At 69.4% G+C, this 17,611-nt stretch carries 16 protein-coding genes; 10 read left to right on the forward strand and 6 right to left on the reverse strand.

Annotated elements, in window-relative coordinates; all coding sequences use genetic code 11:
* Positions 1–5 precede the first annotated feature (5 nt).
* Entirely contained in the window at positions 6–392 is a 387-nt protein-coding gene (locus tag ACYCO6_RS27250) for a hypothetical protein (RefSeq protein ID WP_459765161.1), read from the reverse strand.
* Between the two features lie 170 nt (positions 393–562).
* On the opposite strand from ACYCO6_RS27250, the gene phaC reads away from it, so the two are divergent.
* A complete protein-coding gene (gene phaC, locus ACYCO6_RS27255; protein WP_459765163.1) occupies positions 563–2,404 on the forward strand; it encodes a class I poly(R)-hydroxyalkanoic acid synthase in 1,842 nt (613 codons plus the stop codon).
* 224 nt (positions 2,405–2,628) lie between these two features.
* Here the strand turns inward: phaC and ACYCO6_RS27260 are convergent, their stop codons facing one another.
* On the reverse strand, positions 2,629–3,942 hold the full coding sequence (locus ACYCO6_RS27260) for an OmpP1/FadL family transporter (RefSeq protein WP_459765165.1): 1,314 nt from the start codon (positions 3,940–3,942) through the stop codon (positions 2,629–2,631).
* Positions 3,943–4,349: 407 nt separating this feature from the next.
* On the opposite strand from ACYCO6_RS27260, the gene ACYCO6_RS27265 reads away from it, so the two are divergent.
* Together ACYCO6_RS27265 and bioB are read left to right on the forward strand one after the other, a co-directional pair.
* Complete coding sequence (locus tag ACYCO6_RS27265; RefSeq protein ID WP_459765167.1) at positions 4,350–5,234, forward strand: fumarylacetoacetate hydrolase family protein; 885 nt, start codon at positions 4,350–4,352, stop codon at positions 5,232–5,234.
* Between the two features lie 79 nt (positions 5,235–5,313).
* Positions 5,314–6,318: a biotin synthase BioB gene (bioB, locus tag ACYCO6_RS27270; protein ID WP_459765169.1), complete on the forward strand. Its 1,005-nt coding sequence runs from the start codon at positions 5,314–5,316 to the stop codon at positions 6,316–6,318.
* Between the two features lie 64 nt (positions 6,319–6,382).
* Here the strand turns inward: bioB and ACYCO6_RS27275 are convergent, their stop codons facing one another.
* From ACYCO6_RS27275 to mnmA, 4 genes are all read right to left on the reverse strand, one after another.
* Complete coding sequence (locus ACYCO6_RS27275; protein ID WP_459765171.1) at positions 6,383–7,864, reverse strand: sensor histidine kinase; 1,482 nt, start codon at positions 7,862–7,864, stop codon at positions 6,383–6,385.
* 197 nt (positions 7,865–8,061) lie between these two features.
* Entirely contained in the window at positions 8,062–8,844 is a 783-nt protein-coding gene (locus ACYCO6_RS27280) for a TVP38/TMEM64 family protein (protein ID WP_459765173.1), read from the reverse strand.
* On the reverse strand, positions 8,841–9,494 hold the full coding sequence (locus tag ACYCO6_RS27285) for a class I SAM-dependent methyltransferase (RefSeq protein ID WP_459765175.1): 654 nt from the start codon (positions 9,492–9,494) through the stop codon (positions 8,841–8,843). The genes ACYCO6_RS27280 and ACYCO6_RS27285 overlap by 4 nt, the downstream gene beginning before the upstream one ends.
* A 25-nt stretch (positions 9,495–9,519) precedes the next feature.
* Positions 9,520–10,674, reverse strand: coding sequence for a tRNA 2-thiouridine(34) synthase MnmA (mnmA, locus tag ACYCO6_RS27290; RefSeq protein ID WP_459765177.1), 1,155 nt, complete (start codon positions 10,672–10,674; stop codon positions 9,520–9,522).
* Between the two features lie 97 nt (positions 10,675–10,771).
* Here mnmA and ACYCO6_RS27295 point away from each other — a divergent pair, with 97 nt between their 5' ends.
* The 7 genes from ACYCO6_RS27295 to fliN all read left to right on the forward strand — a co-directional run bounded on the left by ACYCO6_RS27295 (position 10,772) and on the right by fliN (position 17,583).
* A complete protein-coding gene (locus ACYCO6_RS27295; protein ID WP_459765179.1) occupies positions 10,772–12,556 on the forward strand; it encodes a flagellar hook-length control protein FliK in 1,785 nt (594 codons plus the stop codon).
* 89 nt (positions 12,557–12,645) lie between these two features.
* Positions 12,646–13,329, forward strand: coding sequence for a flagellar hook assembly protein FlgD (locus ACYCO6_RS27300; protein ID WP_459765181.1), 684 nt, complete (start codon positions 12,646–12,648; stop codon positions 13,327–13,329).
* A gap of 91 nt (positions 13,330–13,420) precedes the next feature.
* Entirely contained in the window at positions 13,421–13,696 is a 276-nt protein-coding gene (gene sciP / locus ACYCO6_RS27305) for a CtrA inhibitor SciP (RefSeq protein ID WP_007569077.1), read from the forward strand.
* A gap of 219 nt (positions 13,697–13,915) precedes the next feature.
* Entirely contained in the window at positions 13,916–15,547 is a 1,632-nt protein-coding gene (gene fliF / locus ACYCO6_RS27310; protein WP_459765184.1) for a flagellar basal-body MS-ring/collar protein FliF, read from the forward strand.
* A 25-nt stretch (positions 15,548–15,572) separates the two neighbouring features.
* Positions 15,573–16,631, forward strand: a complete 1,059-nt coding sequence (locus tag ACYCO6_RS27315; RefSeq protein ID WP_459765186.1) for a flagellar motor switch protein FliG — start codon at positions 15,573–15,575, stop codon at positions 16,629–16,631.
* Positions 16,628–17,251 (forward strand): FliH/SctL family protein, encoded by a 624-nt coding sequence (locus tag ACYCO6_RS27320; protein ID WP_459765188.1) that lies wholly within the window; start codon positions 16,628–16,630, stop codon positions 17,249–17,251. Before ACYCO6_RS27315 ends, ACYCO6_RS27320 begins: the two co-directional genes overlap by 4 nt.
* Complete coding sequence (gene fliN, locus ACYCO6_RS27325; RefSeq protein ID WP_459765190.1) at positions 17,251–17,583, forward strand: flagellar motor switch protein FliN; 333 nt, start codon at positions 17,251–17,253, stop codon at positions 17,581–17,583. The genes ACYCO6_RS27320 and fliN overlap by 1 nt, the downstream gene beginning before the upstream one ends.
* Positions 17,584–17,611: the final 28 nt, after the last annotated feature.

Raw genomic sequence — 17,611 nt, forward strand, 5'->3', positions numbered from 1 at the left:
GGTGGCTATTGGGGCGGCTGCGGGGCCGGCTTGATCGTCGCAGCGGCGCCCTGGCCGGCGCTGGCGGCCGCGCGGCCACGCGCCTCGTTGCGCCCGCGGGCGCTCTCCAACTCGGCCTCCAACGCCTTCTGGCCCGTGACGGATTTCGCCCGGACCGGCCGCTTCGGGGCATCGACGCCCACCGGCATGAAGTCGGGCTTCTCCTTGCTGCGCGATTCGGTGACGAAATCCGGCGCCGCAACGACCCGAGGCCCGTAGCCTGCGTCGGAAGCCAGCGAGCGGACGACGTCGCCCGAACAGGCCGCGAGGGGCCCGGCAAGCACCGCCACGACCAGCGCGCGGTCGAGGCCGCGCGGCCGTCCGGCGCGACGCCACCGCGTGACAGGGTTCAAAACCGCGCGATCCATGAGCACATGGGCAGGAGCAGGGGTATGAGAAGATCGGCCGGATGTTTCGATGAGGTTCGCGGCCGGGCTGGCGAAAACTCTGGCTCGCTCCTTATTTTGTCGGAAACGAGGCCCGCACGATCGGGTCTATCGATCAAAAATGGAGGGAGGCACGCGTGACGAGCCCGCAGGCGCCGGACCAGACCGCTCCTTCGAAGCCGGTCCCCAACGGCGCGATGCCGGACGGCATGACTCCGCCATTGCCGGACGTCGAGGCGCTGTCGCGCAATGCCGGACAGTTCGTGGAGGCGCTGGGCCGCAACGTCGCCCGCTTTCTCAAGCCCGAAGCCCCGGCCGCCGGGCCCTCCGATGAGGTGAGCGAGGCGGTGAAGGTTCTCGGACAGGTGGCCGAGACGTGGCTCGCGGACCCGAAGCGAAGCGCCGAGGCCCAGGCCCGCCTGTCGCAGGCCTTCCTGTCGCTCTGGGGGTCCACCTACCTGCGCCTCCAGGGCCAGCCGGCCGATCCGGTGGCGCTGCCCGAGGCCCGGGACGCACGCTTCGCTCATGCCGAGTGGTCGACGAACCCGTATTTCGACTTCATCAAGCAGGCCTACCTGCTCGCCACCCGCTGGGCCGAGAGCCTCGTCGACGAGGCCGAGGGGCTCGACGCGCATACGCGCCACAAGGCGCAGTTCTACCTGCGCCAGCTCACCAGCATGCTCTCGCCCTCAAACTTCCTGCCGACCAACCCGGAGCTGATCCGTCACACCCTGGAGGAGAGCGGCGCCAACCTCGTCCGCGGCCTGAAGATGTACGAGGAGGATCTGGAGGCCGGCGGCGGCCAGTTGCGCGTGCGCCAGACGGATCCGAGCGGGTTCGAGGTCGGGCGCAACATGGCGGTCACCCCCGGCGAGGTGGTGTTCCGCAACGACCTGATCGAGCTGATCCAGTACGCGCCCACCACCGAGAGCGTGCTCAAGCGCCCGTTCCTGATGGTGCCCCCCTGGATCAACAAGTTCTACATCCTCGACCTCAATCCCCAGAAAAGCTTCCTGAAGTGGATGGTCGATCAGGGACTGACGGTTTTCTGCATTTCCTGGGTGAATCCCGACGCGCGGCACGCCGACAAGGACTTCGAGTCCTACATGCGCGAGGGAATCGAGGCGGCCATCGACGCGATCGGCGTCGCCACCGGCGAGAGTGAGGTGACGGCGGCCGGCTATTGCGTGGGCGGCACGCTGCTCGCCGTGACGCTCGCCATGCAGGCGGCCACCGGGAACCGGAGGATCAAGAGCGCGACGCTGCTGACCACCCAGGTCGACTTCACCCATGCGGGCGACCTGAAGGTCTTCGCCGACGAGGAGCAGATTCGCCAGATCGAGACGCGCATGGCCACGCAGGGCTACCTCGAGGGCGCCAGGATGGCCAACGCCTTCAACATGCTGCGGCCGAACGATCTGATCTGGCCCTATGTCGTGAACAACTACATCAAGGGCAAGGCACCCTCGGCTTTCGATCTGCTGTACTGGAATTCCGACGCTACCCGGATGCCGGCGGCCAATCACTCCTTCTACCTGCGCAATTGCTACCTCAACAACACGCTGGCGCAGGGCCGGATGGTGCTCGGCAACGTCCGCCTCGACCTCAAGAAGGTGCAGGTGCCGATCTTCAATCTCGCCACCCGCGAGGATCACATCGCGCCGGCGCTCTCGGTCTTCGAGGGTTCCAAGGCCTTCGGCGGCAAGGTCGATTTCGTGCTCGCGGGTTCGGGGCACATCGCCGGCGTCATCAACCCGCCCTCCAAGCCGAAATACGGCTACTGGACTGGCGGCCCCGTGAAGGGGACGCTGGACTCGTGGATTGCGGCGGCCGTCGAAACCAAGGGATCGTGGTGGCCCTACTGGTTCCAGTGGATCGAGGCGCAGGCGCCCGACCGGGTGCCGGCCCGGAAGCCCGGCGGCGATGCGCTCCCGTCGCTCGGCCCCGCGCCCGGGACATATGTACGGATGCGCGCCTGACGCGCCTCCGCTTTCGAGATCGGCGTGGGCGAGTCCGGCTGAGAGAAGCGGCGCGCACGCCGGGGCGGGCGCGGAAACCGGTCGCTGCTCGGAACGGTCTCTAAATCCGTCTGACGCGGGATGTCCCACCCCCATCCTGAGGCGCCCGCCTCAGGATGGGGGTGGATCGGAGGTCCGTCGCTTCCGAACGGCGCGCGCTCGGCACGGCAGGTTCGAGCCAGCCCTCAATACTTCCGGACCAGCGGCGCCGGAGCCGGGGCCGGCGGGGCACCGAACACGTAGCGGAAGCCCACCGAGACGATATCGGCGCTCGAATCGACCACGCCGGCGAAGGCGATGTTGCCGACGTTGTAGTCGCGCCCGATCCCGGCGAGGATCCGCGACCGGTCGAGGAACAAGTGCGAATAGGCGAAGTTCAGGGTCAGGCGCTCGTTCCAGCGGTAGCTGGCGCCCACCGAGGCGATGTAGCGGTCGCCGTCCGGCAGCCGCACCGAGCGGTTCCGGAAGTCGATGGGCGAGGTCTCGTAGCCGAAGCCGGTCCGCAGCGTTAGGTTCGGACTCGCGTCGTACTCGGCACCGATCGAGTAGAGAAACCCGTCCTTGTAGTTCAGCGGCAGGGAGTTCACTGGCACGCCGAGGGTCTTCGACACGATGCCGATCGTGCCGAGCCTCGACCAGTTGTCCCACTCGAAGCTGAGATTGACCCGCGCCACCGGCGTGATCGCCTGGGTCAGGCCCACGCTCAGCTTGTCCGGGGTGTTGAGCTTCGCGCGGACTTGGCCGGCCAGCGGGGCCAGGGCGAGCAGCGGCACCCCGATCGACCCATCGATCTCGTGATGCACTGAGGAGCGGTAGCCGATGCCCAGGACGGTCCCGTCACGGGGCGTCAGCGTCGCACCCGCGGTGAAGCCAGCCCCCCACGATTCGCCTTTGAGGAACGAGCTCGGATAGGAGGTCGGCAGGCTCCCGGGGATCGGCAGGGCCTGACGCAGGGTCAGGCGGAAATACTCGATGTTGGGACCGGCGGCGATCGAGAGCCACTCGTTGACCTTGAATCCCAGGACCGGGTTGATCGCCAGGGAGAAGATGCGGGACGAGCGCCCGTAGACTTCACCGGCCCAGACCTGATGCGGCTTGGTTATGAGGCCGAAGGGAGCCCCCGTGGAGAGGCCGAGCCAGAGCCGGTCGTTGAGCTGGTACGAAGTGGCCCCCGCCGGCACCACGGCACCCTGGCCGATATCACCGGAGCCGCCCAGACGCGCGAAGCCCGGATTGGTGCCGAGATCCGGCCGGATCTCGGAGGACAGGCCGATATAGGTGAAGTTCTGCTCCGCCACGAAGCCCGGGTTCATGGTGATGACCGCGGGGTTCCAGAACATCGACGAGACGCCGCCAGAGCCGGCCGCCGCACCCGCGAAGGCGAGGCCTTGCGCCTCGGTACTCTGCTCCCGGATTCCGAAGGCGCCCGCCCGCGCTTCCCCGACCCCGAGGATTGCCGCCGTGGCCGCGAGCATCGCCGCGCGCACCGTCCCACCCATCTGCTTCCCCCAAACCCACGCTTTCGGCGCCGCGAATTATCCGTCAGCCGATACGACGCCGTTGCGCGCATGGTGCAGGTTCGACGGGCCCGTGCGCAATATCGATCTACGGCCCTGACCCAAAGGATAGCAGCAATCGATTTTCTGAATTCTGCGCGTATGTTACTGGTTCTGCATCACGTAGAGACGGATTGGCAGCATGAATTCTACATTGGATCAGCAACCCTACTCTATGAATAATAAATCATGATCGAATGGAATATGCACTTTCCCGCAGGCATGTTGCTCGATTGCGACACCTGCGGACCACGAAGCCGACGCAAGCGCGCTTGCGCCCGCGTCGGCACCCGGCCATGGTCCCGGCATCCGGCGCAGACCGGATTCAGGGAAGGATTAGGAGCGCGGCGATGAAGCTCTTCCGGCACGGCCCGAGCGGCGACGAGAAGCCCGGACTCGTGGATGCGAACGGGGGCTTGCGCGACCTTTCGGGCATCGTGCGCGACATCGCCGGGCCCGCGCTCTCGCCCGAGTCCCTGGCGCGGCTGCGCGCCCTGGATCCCGAGACGCTGCCGAAGCTGCCGCCGGACGTGCGGCTGGGGCCCTGCGTCGGGGGCACCCGCAACGTGGTGGCGATCGGCCTCAACTTTGCCGACCACGCCGCCGAGACCGGATCGCCGATTCCCGCGGAGCCCATCATCTTCAACAAGGCGCCGTCCAGCCTGTGCGGGCCGAACGACACGGTGATCATCCCCAAGAGCTCGTCCAGCACCGATTGGGAGGTGGAACTCGCCGTGGTGATCGGCAGCCGCGCGAGCTACGTCCACGCCAACGAGGCGCTGAACTACGTGGCGGGTGCCTGCATCTGCAACGACGTCTCCGAGCGCGAGTGGCAGATGAATCGGGGGCCGACCTGGACCAAGGGCAAGAGCGCGCCGACCTTCGGGCCGCTCGGCCCCTGGCTGGTGACCCTCGACGAGATCCCCGACCTGAAGAATCTCGCCATGAGCCTCGACGTGAACGGCGAGCGCCGCCAGACCGGCACGACCGCAACGATGATCTTCGACGTGCCCCAGCTTGTCGCCTACACGTCGCATTTCATGCTGCTGGAGCCCGGCGACGTGATCACCACCGGCACCCCGCCCGGCGTCGGCCTCGGCATGAAGCCGCCACGCTACCTGAAGCCCGGCGACGAGATGGTCCTGCGCATCGACCGCCTGGGCGAGCAGCGCCAGAAGGTGATCGCCTTCGACGACTGGACCGCCAAGGTCTCGGCCGGCGAGCCGACGCACTGAACCGACGCGCTGCCTCCGTCGGCCGGCGGAGGCGCGCAGGACGCTTGATTTTTCGTCGCCGATGCCACTCAAGGGCACCATGAGCCAAGCTGCCGACCCGCACGCGACAGACATCCGCCACGACTGGAGCGTGGACGAGATCCGCGCGATCCACGACCTGCCGCTGATGGACCTGGTGTTCCGGGCCGCGCAGGTGCACCGCCGCTACAACGATCCGGCCGATATCCAGCGCGCCTCGCTCTTGTCGATCAAGACCGGCGGCTGTCCGGAGGATTGCGCCTACTGTCCCCAATCGGCCCATCACAAGGGTGCCGGCGTCGCGCGCGAGCGGCTGATGGCGGTGGAGACGGTCCTGGCCGAGGCCGCCGCCGCCAAGGCGGCCGGTGCCCAGCGCTTCTGTATGGGCGCGGCGTGGCGCCAACCCAAGGACGGCCCGGAATTCGACGCGGTGCTCGCCATGGTTCGCGGGGTGCGCGGGCTCGGCATGGAGGCCTGCGTCACGCTCGGCATGCTCACGCCCTCCCAGGCCGGGCGCCTCGCCGAGGCCGGGCTCACCGCCTACAACCACAACCTGGATACCGGCCCGGATTTCTACGGCGACATCATCTCCACCCGGACCTACGACGAGCGGCTCCGGACCCTCGAGAACGTCCGCTCGGCCGGGATCGGCGTGTGCTGCGGCGGCATCGTCGGCATGGGCGAGGGTGTCACCGACCGGGCCGCGATGCTCCAGGTCCTGGCTAACCATGCGCCGCATCCCGAGAGCGTGCCGATCAACGCGCTGGTGGCCGTGCCAGGAACGCCGCTGGAAGACCAGCCGGCCGTCGATCCGTTCGACCTCGTGCGTATGTGCGCCACCGCGCGGATCGTGATGCCGCGCGCCCGGGTCCGATTGAGCGCGGGCCGCAAGGGCCTCACCCGCGAGGCGCAGGTGCTATGCTTCCTGGCCGGCGCCAACTCGATCTTCTACGGCGAGCGGCTGCTGACGACGGCCAATAACGGGCAGGACGACGACGCCGTGCTGCTGGCCGATCTCGGCATCAGGGTTCCCATGGAGGCAGAGCCGCGGGCGGCTGCCGAGTGAGATTCTTGGCCGGAGAGGCCGTCCGGGCCTCGGTGTCCGGCGGCCTTTGCGCGACGCGCGTGGACTAGGGCTGGCCTTCCGGCAGCACGATCCGGAAGCGCGCTCCACTCTCCCCCTCATCGAGGCTCAGGGTTCCGCCGTTGATGCCGATCAGCTCGGCGGCGATGGGCAGGCCCAATCCAGTGCCGCCGGAGCGCATGGACCCCTGGAATGGGGCGAACAGGTTTTCCCGGGCGCGCGCCGGCAGACCGGGCCCGTTATCGGCGACCAGGATCGTCACCCGGCCCGGCTCATCGCGGCTGGCCGCGACCCGCACCTCGGCCCCCTCGACCTTGGCCCCGTCGAGCGCCTGCACGGCGTTGCGCACGAGGTTGGCCAGGGCCCGCGCGAGTTGCTCCGGGTCCGCCTGCACGCGGAGGTCGCCCGCCGCGACCTGTACGGAGACGGGATGCGCCGCGAGGGCGGCGAGATCCGGAAGCTCGGAGAGAATCGGCGCCAGCGGCGTGCTCGCCAGGCGCGGAGCCCGCTCTGAGACGCGCCCGTAGGCGAGGGTCGCCTCGCAGAACCGGATTGCCCGGGCGAGCGTCCCCACCAGCCGAGGGGCGACCCGTTGCACCGTCGGGTCGGCAGTGCTCTCCAGGCGGTCGCCAAGCAGTTGCGCACCCGTGAGCAGGTTGCGCAGTTCATGGCTGATCTTGCTCACGGCGAGCCCCAACTCGGCCAGCCGCCGCTTCTGGCGGAGTTGCTCGGCGAGGCTGCGCTGCATCCGGCCGAGCGCCCGCTCGGCCTGGCCGATCTCATCGCTGCGTTGCGACGGCGCGATGATCCGGCCGGCATCCTCCGGGCTGTCGGCGAAGGCCGTGATGCTGGTGGCGAGCCGCCGAACCGGGCGCACGATCAGCACCTGCAGAACCACGAAGACCAGACCGGCCGCCGAGGCCGCGATGATCAGCGAGGAGACCAGGAGCCGCAGGGCGTAGTCGATCATCGCGGTGCGCAAGGGCGCTTCGTCGAGCAGGATCTCGACCCGCTCGAAGCCGATCCCCCCCTCCCCGACCACGCGGATCGGCTCGCGCACCGGAGCCACCAGGGTGCGCCAGGCGCCCGAGATCGCCGACAGGGCCGTGACCGTGCGCAGGTCGACCGTGCCGGCGACCTGTTCCGGCATCGGCTCGATGGCGAGCAGGCGTTGCGCCCCGCCGCCGCGGACCGCGATGGCGCGGGCGTTGACGCCCGCGAGCAACCGGCTCTCCAGCGCCTCCGAGACCGGCTCGCCGGTCCTGCCGTCGAGGACGAGGGCCGCGACCTGGGCGGCCGCGAGGCGATCGGACATCCACTCGATCCGGTAATTGGCCACCGCCGGCACGTAGGTCAGCACCTCGGCGACCACCACGAAGGCGACGGTGACGAGGAACAGCCGGCCCGACAGGCCGAGGCGCGCGGCGCGGCGATCGGGCCCGTCACGCCCGGAGGCGGAGACCGGGGAGACCGGCGCCGCAGCCGTCTCGGATTCGACGGCCATGCCGGTCACGCCCCGCGCCGGCATCGCGGATTTTGGCCGGCAGGGCGAGGGTCTCGGTTGCTCGAGCCGCTCGCGGCCTTCGCGGTGAACATGTTTGGAAGCCACAGATTCGGAGGCGGGAATACAGGGTCTCGATCGTGAGCACTATACGGCAGCCGCCGAGAAGCGGTTGCATGCGTTCTTTGACACCCAAGGACATGCGGCACCGAAAGATACGGATCTCAGCCGCGGCGGGCACGCCGGCTCAGGACTATGCTGAGCAGTGCGAAGACCGCCAGCATCGCGAACCCCGCCATCATTTTCGGCGTGACCAGGGCGCGCAGCGTCAGGGCATCGTCGCAGGCGAGGCCGCCGGCTGCCAGACAGGCCGCCTTGGCGGTCTCGTGGGCTGCGACCACCTCCTCGATCCCCGCCCCCGTGGTGGCATACACGAAGGCGCCGGGCAGGAGCCCCAGGAAGGTCGCCAGGACGAAGACCCGCATCTTCACGCCGAACGCGGCGGGCGCGAGATTGGTGACCCAGAACGGAAACAGGGGCAGGAGGCGCAGGACCGCGATGTACCCGAAGGCATCGCGTCGGAACCCCGCCGCCAGAGCGGCGAGACGGGTCCCGCCCATCCGCTTCAGCAGGTCGGCGCCGGGGCCGCGGCCGATGGCGAAGACGATGGCTGCTCCCGAGGTGGCGGCACTGACGGCGGTGAGCGCCCCCGGCACGATCCCGAACAGGAAGCCGCAGATCATGGTCAGGATCAGCGTGGCCGGCACCGACACCACCACGGCCCCCACATAGACCAGGTAGGCGACCACCAGGGCGCGGGTGAAACCGCCATCGACGAAACCGCGCAACCACGCCCGAGAGGCGAGCAGCCGGTCCAGGCTGAGGAGTTGCGCCGCGCCCGAGACAAGCACGATCGCCGACAGGGCGAGCAGCAGCACCAGCGGAAGCCAGCGCCGCAGCCGTCGCCAGCGCCCCTCCGCGACCGTTGCGAGCCCGACGTCGCTCACCCGGGCTTGCGCATCCGCAGGATCTTGAAGAACCCGCCCGGGAAGGTCGGCCTCAGCCCGATGACTTCGACGCCGTTGCGCCGGGCCCAGGCCTCGACCCGGGTCGCCTTGAAGTCCGACGACCAGCCGATCTTGGTGCAGAGCGGCGCTACGATCTCCTCCACCCGGGCAACGGGACCGTCGCTCTGGCCGAAATGGTTGGCGAGCACGATGCCGCCGCCCGGCCGGACCACCCGCAGGAATTCCGACAGTGCGGCCTCGGGATCGGGGACCAGGGTGATCAGGAACTGCGCCACCACGGCGTCGAAGCTCGAATCGGCATACCCAAGGTGGCAGACGTCCATCACCTGGAGGCCCCGGACATGGGACAGGTTCCGGCGCCGGACCTTCGCGCGGGCGCGCTTCAGCATGTCCTCGGAGAGATCGACCCCACAGACGAAGCTGCTCTTCGGATAGTAGCCGAGGGCGAGCCCGGTGCCGACGCCGGCCTCCAGGATCCGCGGGCCGTGCTCGGCCGCCGCCTCCACGGCGGCGCGGGCCGCGGGCTCGGTGAGCTTGTCGTAGACCACGTCATAGACGGGCGCCCAGCGGGCATAGGCCTTGCGCATCAGGGCCGTGCTCGGCCCGGCCACCTGCGGCTCGCTCAGCATCGTTCGGACATTTCCAGAGTTGAGATCAGGCGGCCTCTCGAGGCCGGGCCGACAACGCGTCGACGCGTCGTATGGTGCCGCCGCCGAGCACCCGGGCCCGGAGCCCGTCATCCGCGTAGATCGCGCAGGCCTGACCCGGCGATACGCCGTCCTCAGGCTCGGCGAGCACCACCTCGGCCGCGCCATCCTGCCCGATGGTGAGAGTCGCGGGCCGCGGCGGCCGCGTCGAGCGCACGCGCACCGCCACGGAGTGGTCGCGCACGGCTTCCGCCGGTCCCTCTCCGAGCCAGTTCAGGTCCGAGAGGCGGATACGGGTCGTCGCCAGCGCGGCGCGCGGGCCGACCACCACCCGGGCCAGATCCGGCTCCAGGCGCACCACGTAGAGCGGCTCCGGCCCCGAGAGGCCGAGGCCCCGGCGCTGGCCGACCGTGTAATGCACGATGCCGTCGTGCTGCCCGAGGACGTGCCCGGCAAGATCGACGATCTCGCCCGGACGGGCGGCGTCCGGGCGCAGGCGAGCGATCACGTCGCTGTAGCGGCCCTGCGGCACGAAGCAGATGTCCTGGCTGTCGGGCTTCTCGGCGAGCGACAGCCCGAGTTCCTTCGCGAGCGCGCGGGTCTCGGCCTTAGTCATCTCGCCCAGGGGAAAGCGCAGAAAGTCCAGCTGCTCCGCCGTGGTGGCGTAGAGGAAGTAGCTCTGGTCCCGGGCCGGATCGAGGGCGCGATGGAGCGCCCGGCCGCCACCCGGCAGCGCCCGGCTCGCCACGTAGTGGCCGGTGGCAAGCGCGTCGGCATTCAGGTCGCGGGCCAGTCCCAGGAGATCGCGAAATTTCACCGTCCTGTTGCACTCGACGCAGGGAATCGGCGTCTCGCCGGCGAGGTAGCTCTCGGCGAACTTCTCGATGACCTCGTCGCGGAACCGGTCCTCGTAGTCGAGCACGTAGTGCGGGATGCCGAGATGCTCGGCCGCCGCCCGGGCGTCGTGGATGTCTTGGCCGGCGCAGCAGGCGCCCTTGCGATGGCTCGCCGCACCGTGATCGTAGAGCTGGAGCGTGACGCCGACCACGTCGAAGCCGTCGCGTTTCAGGAGACCCGCGACCACGGAAGAATCGACGCCGCCGGACATGGCGACGACGACACGCGTCTCGTGAGGAGGCTTGGGAAGGTCGAGGGCGTTCATCGCACGGGTCCGCAGCCGCCTGCTCGGGAGCTTTCCGGCTGCACGGGCTGTCTATAGCGGGAGTCCGGGCACCTTTCCAGGGTGGCCGATCCCGAGCGTGCATGACGGCCCGGCAGATCCTGCCGGGTATAGGCAGCTTCCGCCGCGCCGGCCCATCGGGTTGTCAGAAAACTTCGTTTTTTGTCAAAGCTTTATCCTGGCAACTCAGTGGCGCGTGCCTTGCTCCGGTCGCGGCAGAGAGGAGTCCGGCATGGCGAGCGGTGCGGCGGATCGGTTGGATGTCACCACGTGGATTCCGTCCGCGGGGCGTTCATCGGCCACGCGCTCAGGCTGGGAGGCGGCCGGCGTCGCCGCGCGGTCCGGCGACTCGGCGCAGGATCGCTTCGGTGCGGCCCTGAACGCAGCCCGAGCCCAGGATGATGCGGCGGCGGCGCGCGCCCGCGCCGCCAGCCGGCGCGACGAGACCGCAGCGATGCGCGCCCGGCAGGAAGTTCAGCGCGTTCAGGCCGACGCGACACGGGCGGTCTCGGAGCGCGCGCGGGACGCGTCCGTACAGGCCCAAGCGCGGATCGACGACCGGCAATCAAGCGTTGCCAAGCAGGCGGACGCGCCTGCACAGGTCCGGTCGCACACTGCCCCCGGCGCCCATCTGACCAGCGCGCCCTCCACCCATCCGGAGACACACAAAACGGCATCGCGATCCGAGGCCCAAACCGAAACCGGAAAGGCGGGTCACGCCGACCGTCAGACTCCGGACGTAGAGGCCGCCCAGGATCCCGCGCCCGGCACGACGGCCACGACAAGCAGCGATCCGGCGCGAACCGAGACGGCGGTGCAGCCGCAGCAGGTCGAGGCCGCCACGCAGCCCGCAAGCCCCGATCCGGCAGGTGCGCTGCTCAGCCTCCTCGTGGCGCTGAGCGAGGGCGGCCCGGCACGCGCGACCGATGCGGCGACCGATATGTCGACCCTCGGACAGGAGGATGCCGCCGCGGGCCCCGCGAGCTCGGCCACGGCCGGTGCAGCAACCGCGGCCACGTCCGGGATTGTGACGCGCGGCCTGCCAGGCACGGGCTCGCAAGAGAATTCTGCCGCGACCGCCGCTCCAGTCCCGGCCTTAGGCGGGACGGCTGCCGGTGCAACGCCGCTCGCCGCCGCGAAGGCACCCGATAAGGCCGGCAAGAACGGCGCCTCCGTCGAGGCTGCCCCGACCGGCGCCGGCGACCCCGCCGCCGCGACGGCTTCGGGCGGGCCGACCAAAGATTTCCTCGCCGCGCTGGCCGATGCGGGCCAGGGGAACGGTCAGGGTACGACCGCAGGCCCGCTACAAAGCACGGCCACGCCCGTTCCGGGCGGTCTGTCCGCAACGGCCCCCGCGTCCCTGTCTTCTCCCGCGACGGCGACCGCGCACGCGGCTGCGGCGCCTTCGCAGACCGCCGCGCCCATCCAGACGGATCCGGCCGTGCCCATTGGCCAGGTGCCGATGGCCATCGGCCTGCGCTCGCTGAACGGATCGAACGAGTTCCAGATCCGGCTCGACCCGGCCGAGTTGGGGCGGATCGACGTCAAGCTCGAGATCGACAAGGCGCGCGGCACGGTCATGACCCACCTCGTCGTGGACCGGCCCGAGACCCTGGCCATGCTTCAGCGCGACGCGAGCCAGCTTCAGCAAGCCCTGTCCCAGGCCGGGCTCGATCCGTCGGGCGGAGGCCTCAACCTGTCACTGCGAGGCGACGGGAGCGCTCAGGGCGGCGGAGGCGGGCAGCAGGGCGATGCCCCCCGGAGCGGCGCGGCCAGTTGGAGCCGGGATTCGGCGGAAGCCCCGCAGGACATCCCACCGGCTCGTGTGCTGCGGGGCTACGGCGGCCTCGACATCCGAATCTAGGCGATGCGCGCAGAACCCGTATCGCGGACCGATAGCGAGACATCACGCGTCGAGGCGCTGTGCCCCTGCGCGGCACGGGAGAGAACGGCATGACATCCGGCATATCCAGCGTGACGAACACGACGTCCGCGGCTTCCAGCAGCAGCGCGAGCGGCAACGCCACCGAGATCGCGAGCAACTTCACGCAGTTCCTGACGCTGCTCACCACGCAGCTGAAGAACCAGAATCCCCTCGACCCGATGGACACCAACCAGTTCACCCAGCAGCTGGTCCAGTTCGCCGGCGTCGAGCAGCAGCTCAAGACCAACGACCGCCTCGACAGCATCCTGAGCGCGTCGCAATCGGCGAGCTCGGCCTCGGCCACCAGCTATATCGGCAAGACCGTCACGGCGGACGGTAGTACCTCGCAGCTCTCCAACGGCGCGGCTTCCTGGACGCTGACGCCGGCCCGGGCCGCCTCCAAGGCGGTGATCACCATTCTGGACTCCAAGAACAATGTCGTGGCCACGCAGACCACGTCGCTGACCGCGGGAAGCCAGACCTACACGTGGAATGGCAAGACCTCCGCGGGGATGACCTCCGCGGACGGCAACTACTCGATCAAGATCTCGGCCACCGACGCCACGGGCGCCAGCGTAGCGGTGGACACCAGCCTGACCGGCACGGTGGACGAGGTCGATCTCAGCGGAACGACGCCGGTCCTGATGATCGGCTCCCAGAAAGTGCCGCTCACCAGCGTGCAGACCATCGGGTTGTCCACAAGTGGCACTTAACGAATCACATCCGAGTGACTCGCTTCAACATCTCTTAAGCGGGCGCAAGTACGTTCAATGCTCGACAGGTCAGTCGAGTGTAGAGCGTATCATGACCGAACCGAGCCGCCCGAGAGTGAAGTACGTGATCGGGCCCGACGGCAGCCCCCTGACCATCGCGGATCTCCCGCCCCCGAGCACCCGCCGCTGGGTGATCCGGCGTAAGGCCGAGGTCGTGGCGGCCGTGCGCGGCGGCCTCCTCAGCCTCGAGGAGGCGTGCAAGCGCTACACGCTGACCACCGAAGAATTCCTGAGCTGGCAGTTCTCCATCGACCAGCACGGCCTGGCCGGCCTGCGCACCACCCGGATCCAGCACTACCGGCACTGAACCCCTACGGGACCGGGACGGAGCGCTTCCTGCCCCGCCGCCCGAGCCAGAAGCCTGCCGAAGCCGTGTCCGGAGCCCGGGCGCGGCTTCTTGCCGTTCCGGCCCCATCTTCGTGACCGTGCGGCGCCGGGCATTAACGCCCCGCTAACCACGAGCCGGGCAATTTCTGCCGAGCGGGCCACCGGGGTCCGCCAGCGTCAGAGTGCAGCGAACCGACCCGTGAAGCCGGTCCTCGATCTCGTCACGAAGCTCGGACCGGCCCGAATCGCCGCCATGGCGGCGGTGACGCTGACGCTCATCGGCTTCTTCGCCTTCATCATCCTGCGGGTCTCGCGTCCCGATATGGGCGTGCTGTTCTCCGATCTCTCGATGCAGGATTCGGCCGCCGTGATCCGCGAGCTCGACAGCCGCGGCATCCGTTACGAGGCGAAGGGAGATGCCGGCCAGACCATCATGGCGCCCAGGGCCGATCTCGCCCGGCTGCGCATGGATCTCGCTGGCAAGGGTCTGCCGGTGCAGGGCGGCGTCGGCTACGAGATCTTCGACAAGGGCGACGCGTTCTCGTCCACCAATTTCGTGCAGAACGTGAACCATCTGCGCGCGCTGGAGGGTGAGCTGGCCCGCTCGATCCGGGCGATCGGCCGAGTCCAGGCGGCGCGCGTCCACCTCGTCCTGCCCGAGCGCCGTCTGTTCGAGCGCGACCGGGAGAGCCCGAGCGCGGCGATCGTGCTCAAGCTCATGGGCGATCTCGACGCCGGCCAGGTGCGGGCGATCCGCCACCTCGCGGCGTCGGCGGTCGAGGGCCTGAAGCCCGAGCGGGTCTCGATCGTCGATGAGCGCGGACGGCTCCTCGCCGACGGCGCCCGGGATGCCGACGCCGACGTCGCCAGCGGCTTCGAGGATCGTCAGGTCGCCCTGGAGCGGCGCCTGCGCGGCCAAGTCGAGGATGTGGTCGCCGGCATCGTCGGGCCGGGCCGGGCCCGGGTCCAGGTCAATGCCGAACTCGACCTCAACCGGGTCGAGAGCCGCTCCGAGACCTTCGATCCCGAGAGCCGTGTCGTGCGCTCTGCCCAGACGCGCACCGAATCGGCACTCACCAGCAACGCCGACGGTCAAGTCAGCGTCGGCAACGAGCTGCCGGGCGCCAACGGCGCCGAGAAGGCGCCTGCCCCGAAGGACGCGACCAACAAGAATGAGGAGACCACGAATTACGAGATCTCCCGAGTCACCAAGACCGAGGTCGCCGAGGGCGGCCGGATCAAGCGCCTGTCCGTGGCCGTGGTGGTCGACGGGGTCTACGCGACCGCGCCCGACGGCAAGCAGACCTACAGCCCCCGGGCCCCGGCCGAGATCGAGCGGATCTCCGCGCTGGTGCGCAGCGCGGTGGGCTTCGACAAGGCCCGCGGCGACCAGATCGAGGTGGTGAACCTGCGCTTCGCGGAAGCACCGAGCGTGCCGCAATTCACCGAGCCCAGCCTGATCCAGTCGCTGCTCGCGCCCACCAAGGAGGACGTGCTGCGCATGGCCGAGCTCGCCGTGCTGGCGCTGCTGACCCTGATCGTCCTCCTCACGGTCGTGCGGCCGCTGGTGCGCCAGGTGCTCGCCCCCGTGCCCGCAGCGCCGCCGCTCGTCGCGCCCGGGATCGGAATCGCCGGCGACGCGTCCGTGGTCGCGGGCCCGGGCGCGACGGTCACGGTCATCGACCGCGACAACCCGACCGCCCGGCTGATGGAGTTCGCCAAGATCAACGGCCAAGTCCAGGCCGAGACGGTCCAGCGCGTGGTCGACATGGTCCGGGCGAGCCCGTCCGAGACCGTCGAGGTGCTGCGCACCTGGATCCAGGAAGAGTGAAGCGTAAGGCGTCGAGGACAGAACGATGGCGGCAGGTACGGCAGCAGGTCTGGCGAACAGCCTCGCGACGGTGGGCGGCGATGCCTTCGCGGCAATGCCCGGCCCGCAGCGCGCCGCCGCGCTCCTCCTGATGCTCGGCGAGGAGGAAGGCGCGCCGATCTGGCAGATGCTGGAAGAGGAAGAGATCAAGAAGGTCAGTCACGCGATGGTCCAGCTTGGCACGCTGGAGGCGAGTACCGTCGAGAAGCTGATCATCGAGTTCGTGACGAAGCTCGGCAACAGTGGCGGCATCTCGTCGAACTTCGAACGGACCGAGGCGCTGCTGCTCAAAATCTTCCCGAGCGACCAGGTCTCGCTGATCATGGCGGAGATCAAGGGCGCGTCCGGTAAGCGCGTCTGGGCCTCGATCGCCCAGGTCGACCCTGAGATCCTCGCCTCGTTCCTGCGCAACGAGTACCCGCAGACGGTGGCGGTGGTGCTCTCGCGGGTGCGGGCCGACTACGCCGCCAAGGTGCTCACCATCCTGCCGGAGGACTTCGCCATCGACGTCCTGAACCGCATGCTGCGCATGGAGACGGTCCAGAAGGAGGCCCTGCGCCACATCGAGGAGACCCTGCGGGTCGAGTTCGTCTCCACCATCGCCCAGACCCAGCGCCGCGACGCGCACGAGATGATGGCCGACGTGTTCAACGCCTTCGACCGGCAGACGGAGGGCCGCTTCCTCGCCGCGCTCGACCAGGCCAATCGCGGCTCGGCCAAGCGTATCCGTGAGCTGATGTTCACCTTCGAGGATCTGCTGAAGCTCGATCCGGGCAGCGTCCAGACCCTGATGCGCAAGATCGACAGCGACACCCTGTGCCGCGCCCTGAAGGGCGCCAACGAGCCGACCCGGGCCTTCTTCATGAAGCAGATGTCGACCCGCGCGGCCAAGAACCTCACGGACGAGATGGCCTCGCTCGGGCCGGTCCGCCTGAAGGAGGTGGACGAGGCCCAGGCCAAGATGACCGAACTCGCCAAGGACCTCGCCGAGAAGGGCGAGATCATGATTGCCAAGAATAGCGCCGAGGAGGAGCTGGTCTATTGAGCGCCCAAGCCTTCCGGAGCGCGAAGCCGTTCCTGTTCGAGACTGACTTCCGAAGCGGGCGCCCGAGCGCCGAGGTGCAGCGTGCCGCCGCGGCCGCCGCGCGCGCCGAGGCCGAGGCCCATGCCCGCGGCCTGCAGGAGGGGCGGGCCGAGGCCGAGGCGCAGCTCCAGGGCCGGATGGCCGATGCCATGAGCCGCCTCGCGCTCGCGGCGACAAGCCTCATCGCCCAGGCCGATGCCCGCGACGCCGAGCGCGAGGCGCAGGCGGTCGAGGTGGCGATCCTGATCGCCCGGAAGGTTGCCGGCGATGCGCTGGATGCCGCCCCGCTCTCCGGCATCGGCGAGGCGGCCCGTGCCGCGCTCCAGCACCTGCGCGGCGTGCCGCACCTCGTGGTGCGCGTCCACGACAGCCTCGTCGAAGAGGCAGAGACCCTGGTGAAGCGCTTGGCGCGCGAGCGCGGCTACGAGGGCCGCCTCGTGGTGATCGGCGATCCCGACATGCCTGCGGGCGATGCCCGCATCGAGTGGGCCGACGGTGGGGTCGTCCGGGAACGCGCCCGCATCGAGGCAGCGGTGCTGGACGCCCTCGGCCTCGCCCCCGAGCCCATGAAGGAATTCTGATGTCCGACGATTTCAGCCTCCCTCAGCTCGGCGAGCACGACGGCGACTACGCGGCCGGCTCGATCCGCGATGCGCCCACGACCCCGAAGACCGCGGCCGATCTGGAGCAGCTCTTCGACGTGCCCGTGATGGTCTCGGCGGTGCTCGGCTCCGCCCGAATGCCGATCGGCGACCTGCTCCGGCTGGCGCCCGGTGCCGTGCTCGAACTCGATCGGAAGGTCGGCGAGGCGATCGACGTGTTCGTCAACAACCGGCTCGTCGCCCGCGGCGAGGTCGTCCTTGTGGAGGACCGGCTCGGGGTGACGATGACCGAGATCGTCAAGGGCGAGTGACCGGGGCGAGCGACCTTCCGGCAGGGCG

This window comes from Methylobacterium sp. CM6257 (assembly GCF_054611515.1).

Bases quoted from the DNA above. Each gene is read 5' to 3' on its own strand.
- bioB (WP_459765169.1), top strand. From the start codon at position 5,314: ATGAGCCAAGCTGCCGACCCGCACGCGACAGACATCCGCCACGACTGG.
- mnmA (WP_459765177.1), bottom strand. From the start codon at position 10,674: ATGAACGCCCTCGACCTTCCCAAGCCTCCTCACGAGACGCGTGTCGTC.
- ACYCO6_RS27300 (WP_459765181.1), top strand. From the start codon at position 12,646: ATGACATCCGGCATATCCAGCGTGACGAACACGACGTCCGCGGCTTCC.
- fliN (WP_459765190.1), top strand. From the start codon at position 17,251: ATGTCCGACGATTTCAGCCTCCCTCAGCTCGGCGAGCACGACGGCGAC.
- ACYCO6_RS27275 (WP_459765171.1), bottom strand. From the start codon at position 7,864: ATGCCGGCGCGGGGCGTGACCGGCATGGCCGTCGAATCCGAGACGGCT.
- ACYCO6_RS27265 (WP_459765167.1), top strand. From the start codon at position 4,350: ATGAAGCTCTTCCGGCACGGCCCGAGCGGCGACGAGAAGCCCGGACTC.
- ACYCO6_RS27315 (WP_459765186.1), top strand. From the start codon at position 15,573: ATGGCGGCAGGTACGGCAGCAGGTCTGGCGAACAGCCTCGCGACGGTG.
- sciP (WP_007569077.1), top strand. From the start codon at position 13,421: ATGACCGAACCGAGCCGCCCGAGAGTGAAGTACGTGATCGGGCCCGAC.
- ACYCO6_RS27285 (WP_459765175.1), bottom strand. From the start codon at position 9,494: ATGCTGAGCGAGCCGCAGGTGGCCGGGCCGAGCACGGCCCTGATGCGC.
- ACYCO6_RS27260 (WP_459765165.1), bottom strand. From the start codon at position 3,942: ATGGGTGGGACGGTGCGCGCGGCGATGCTCGCGGCCACGGCGGCAATC.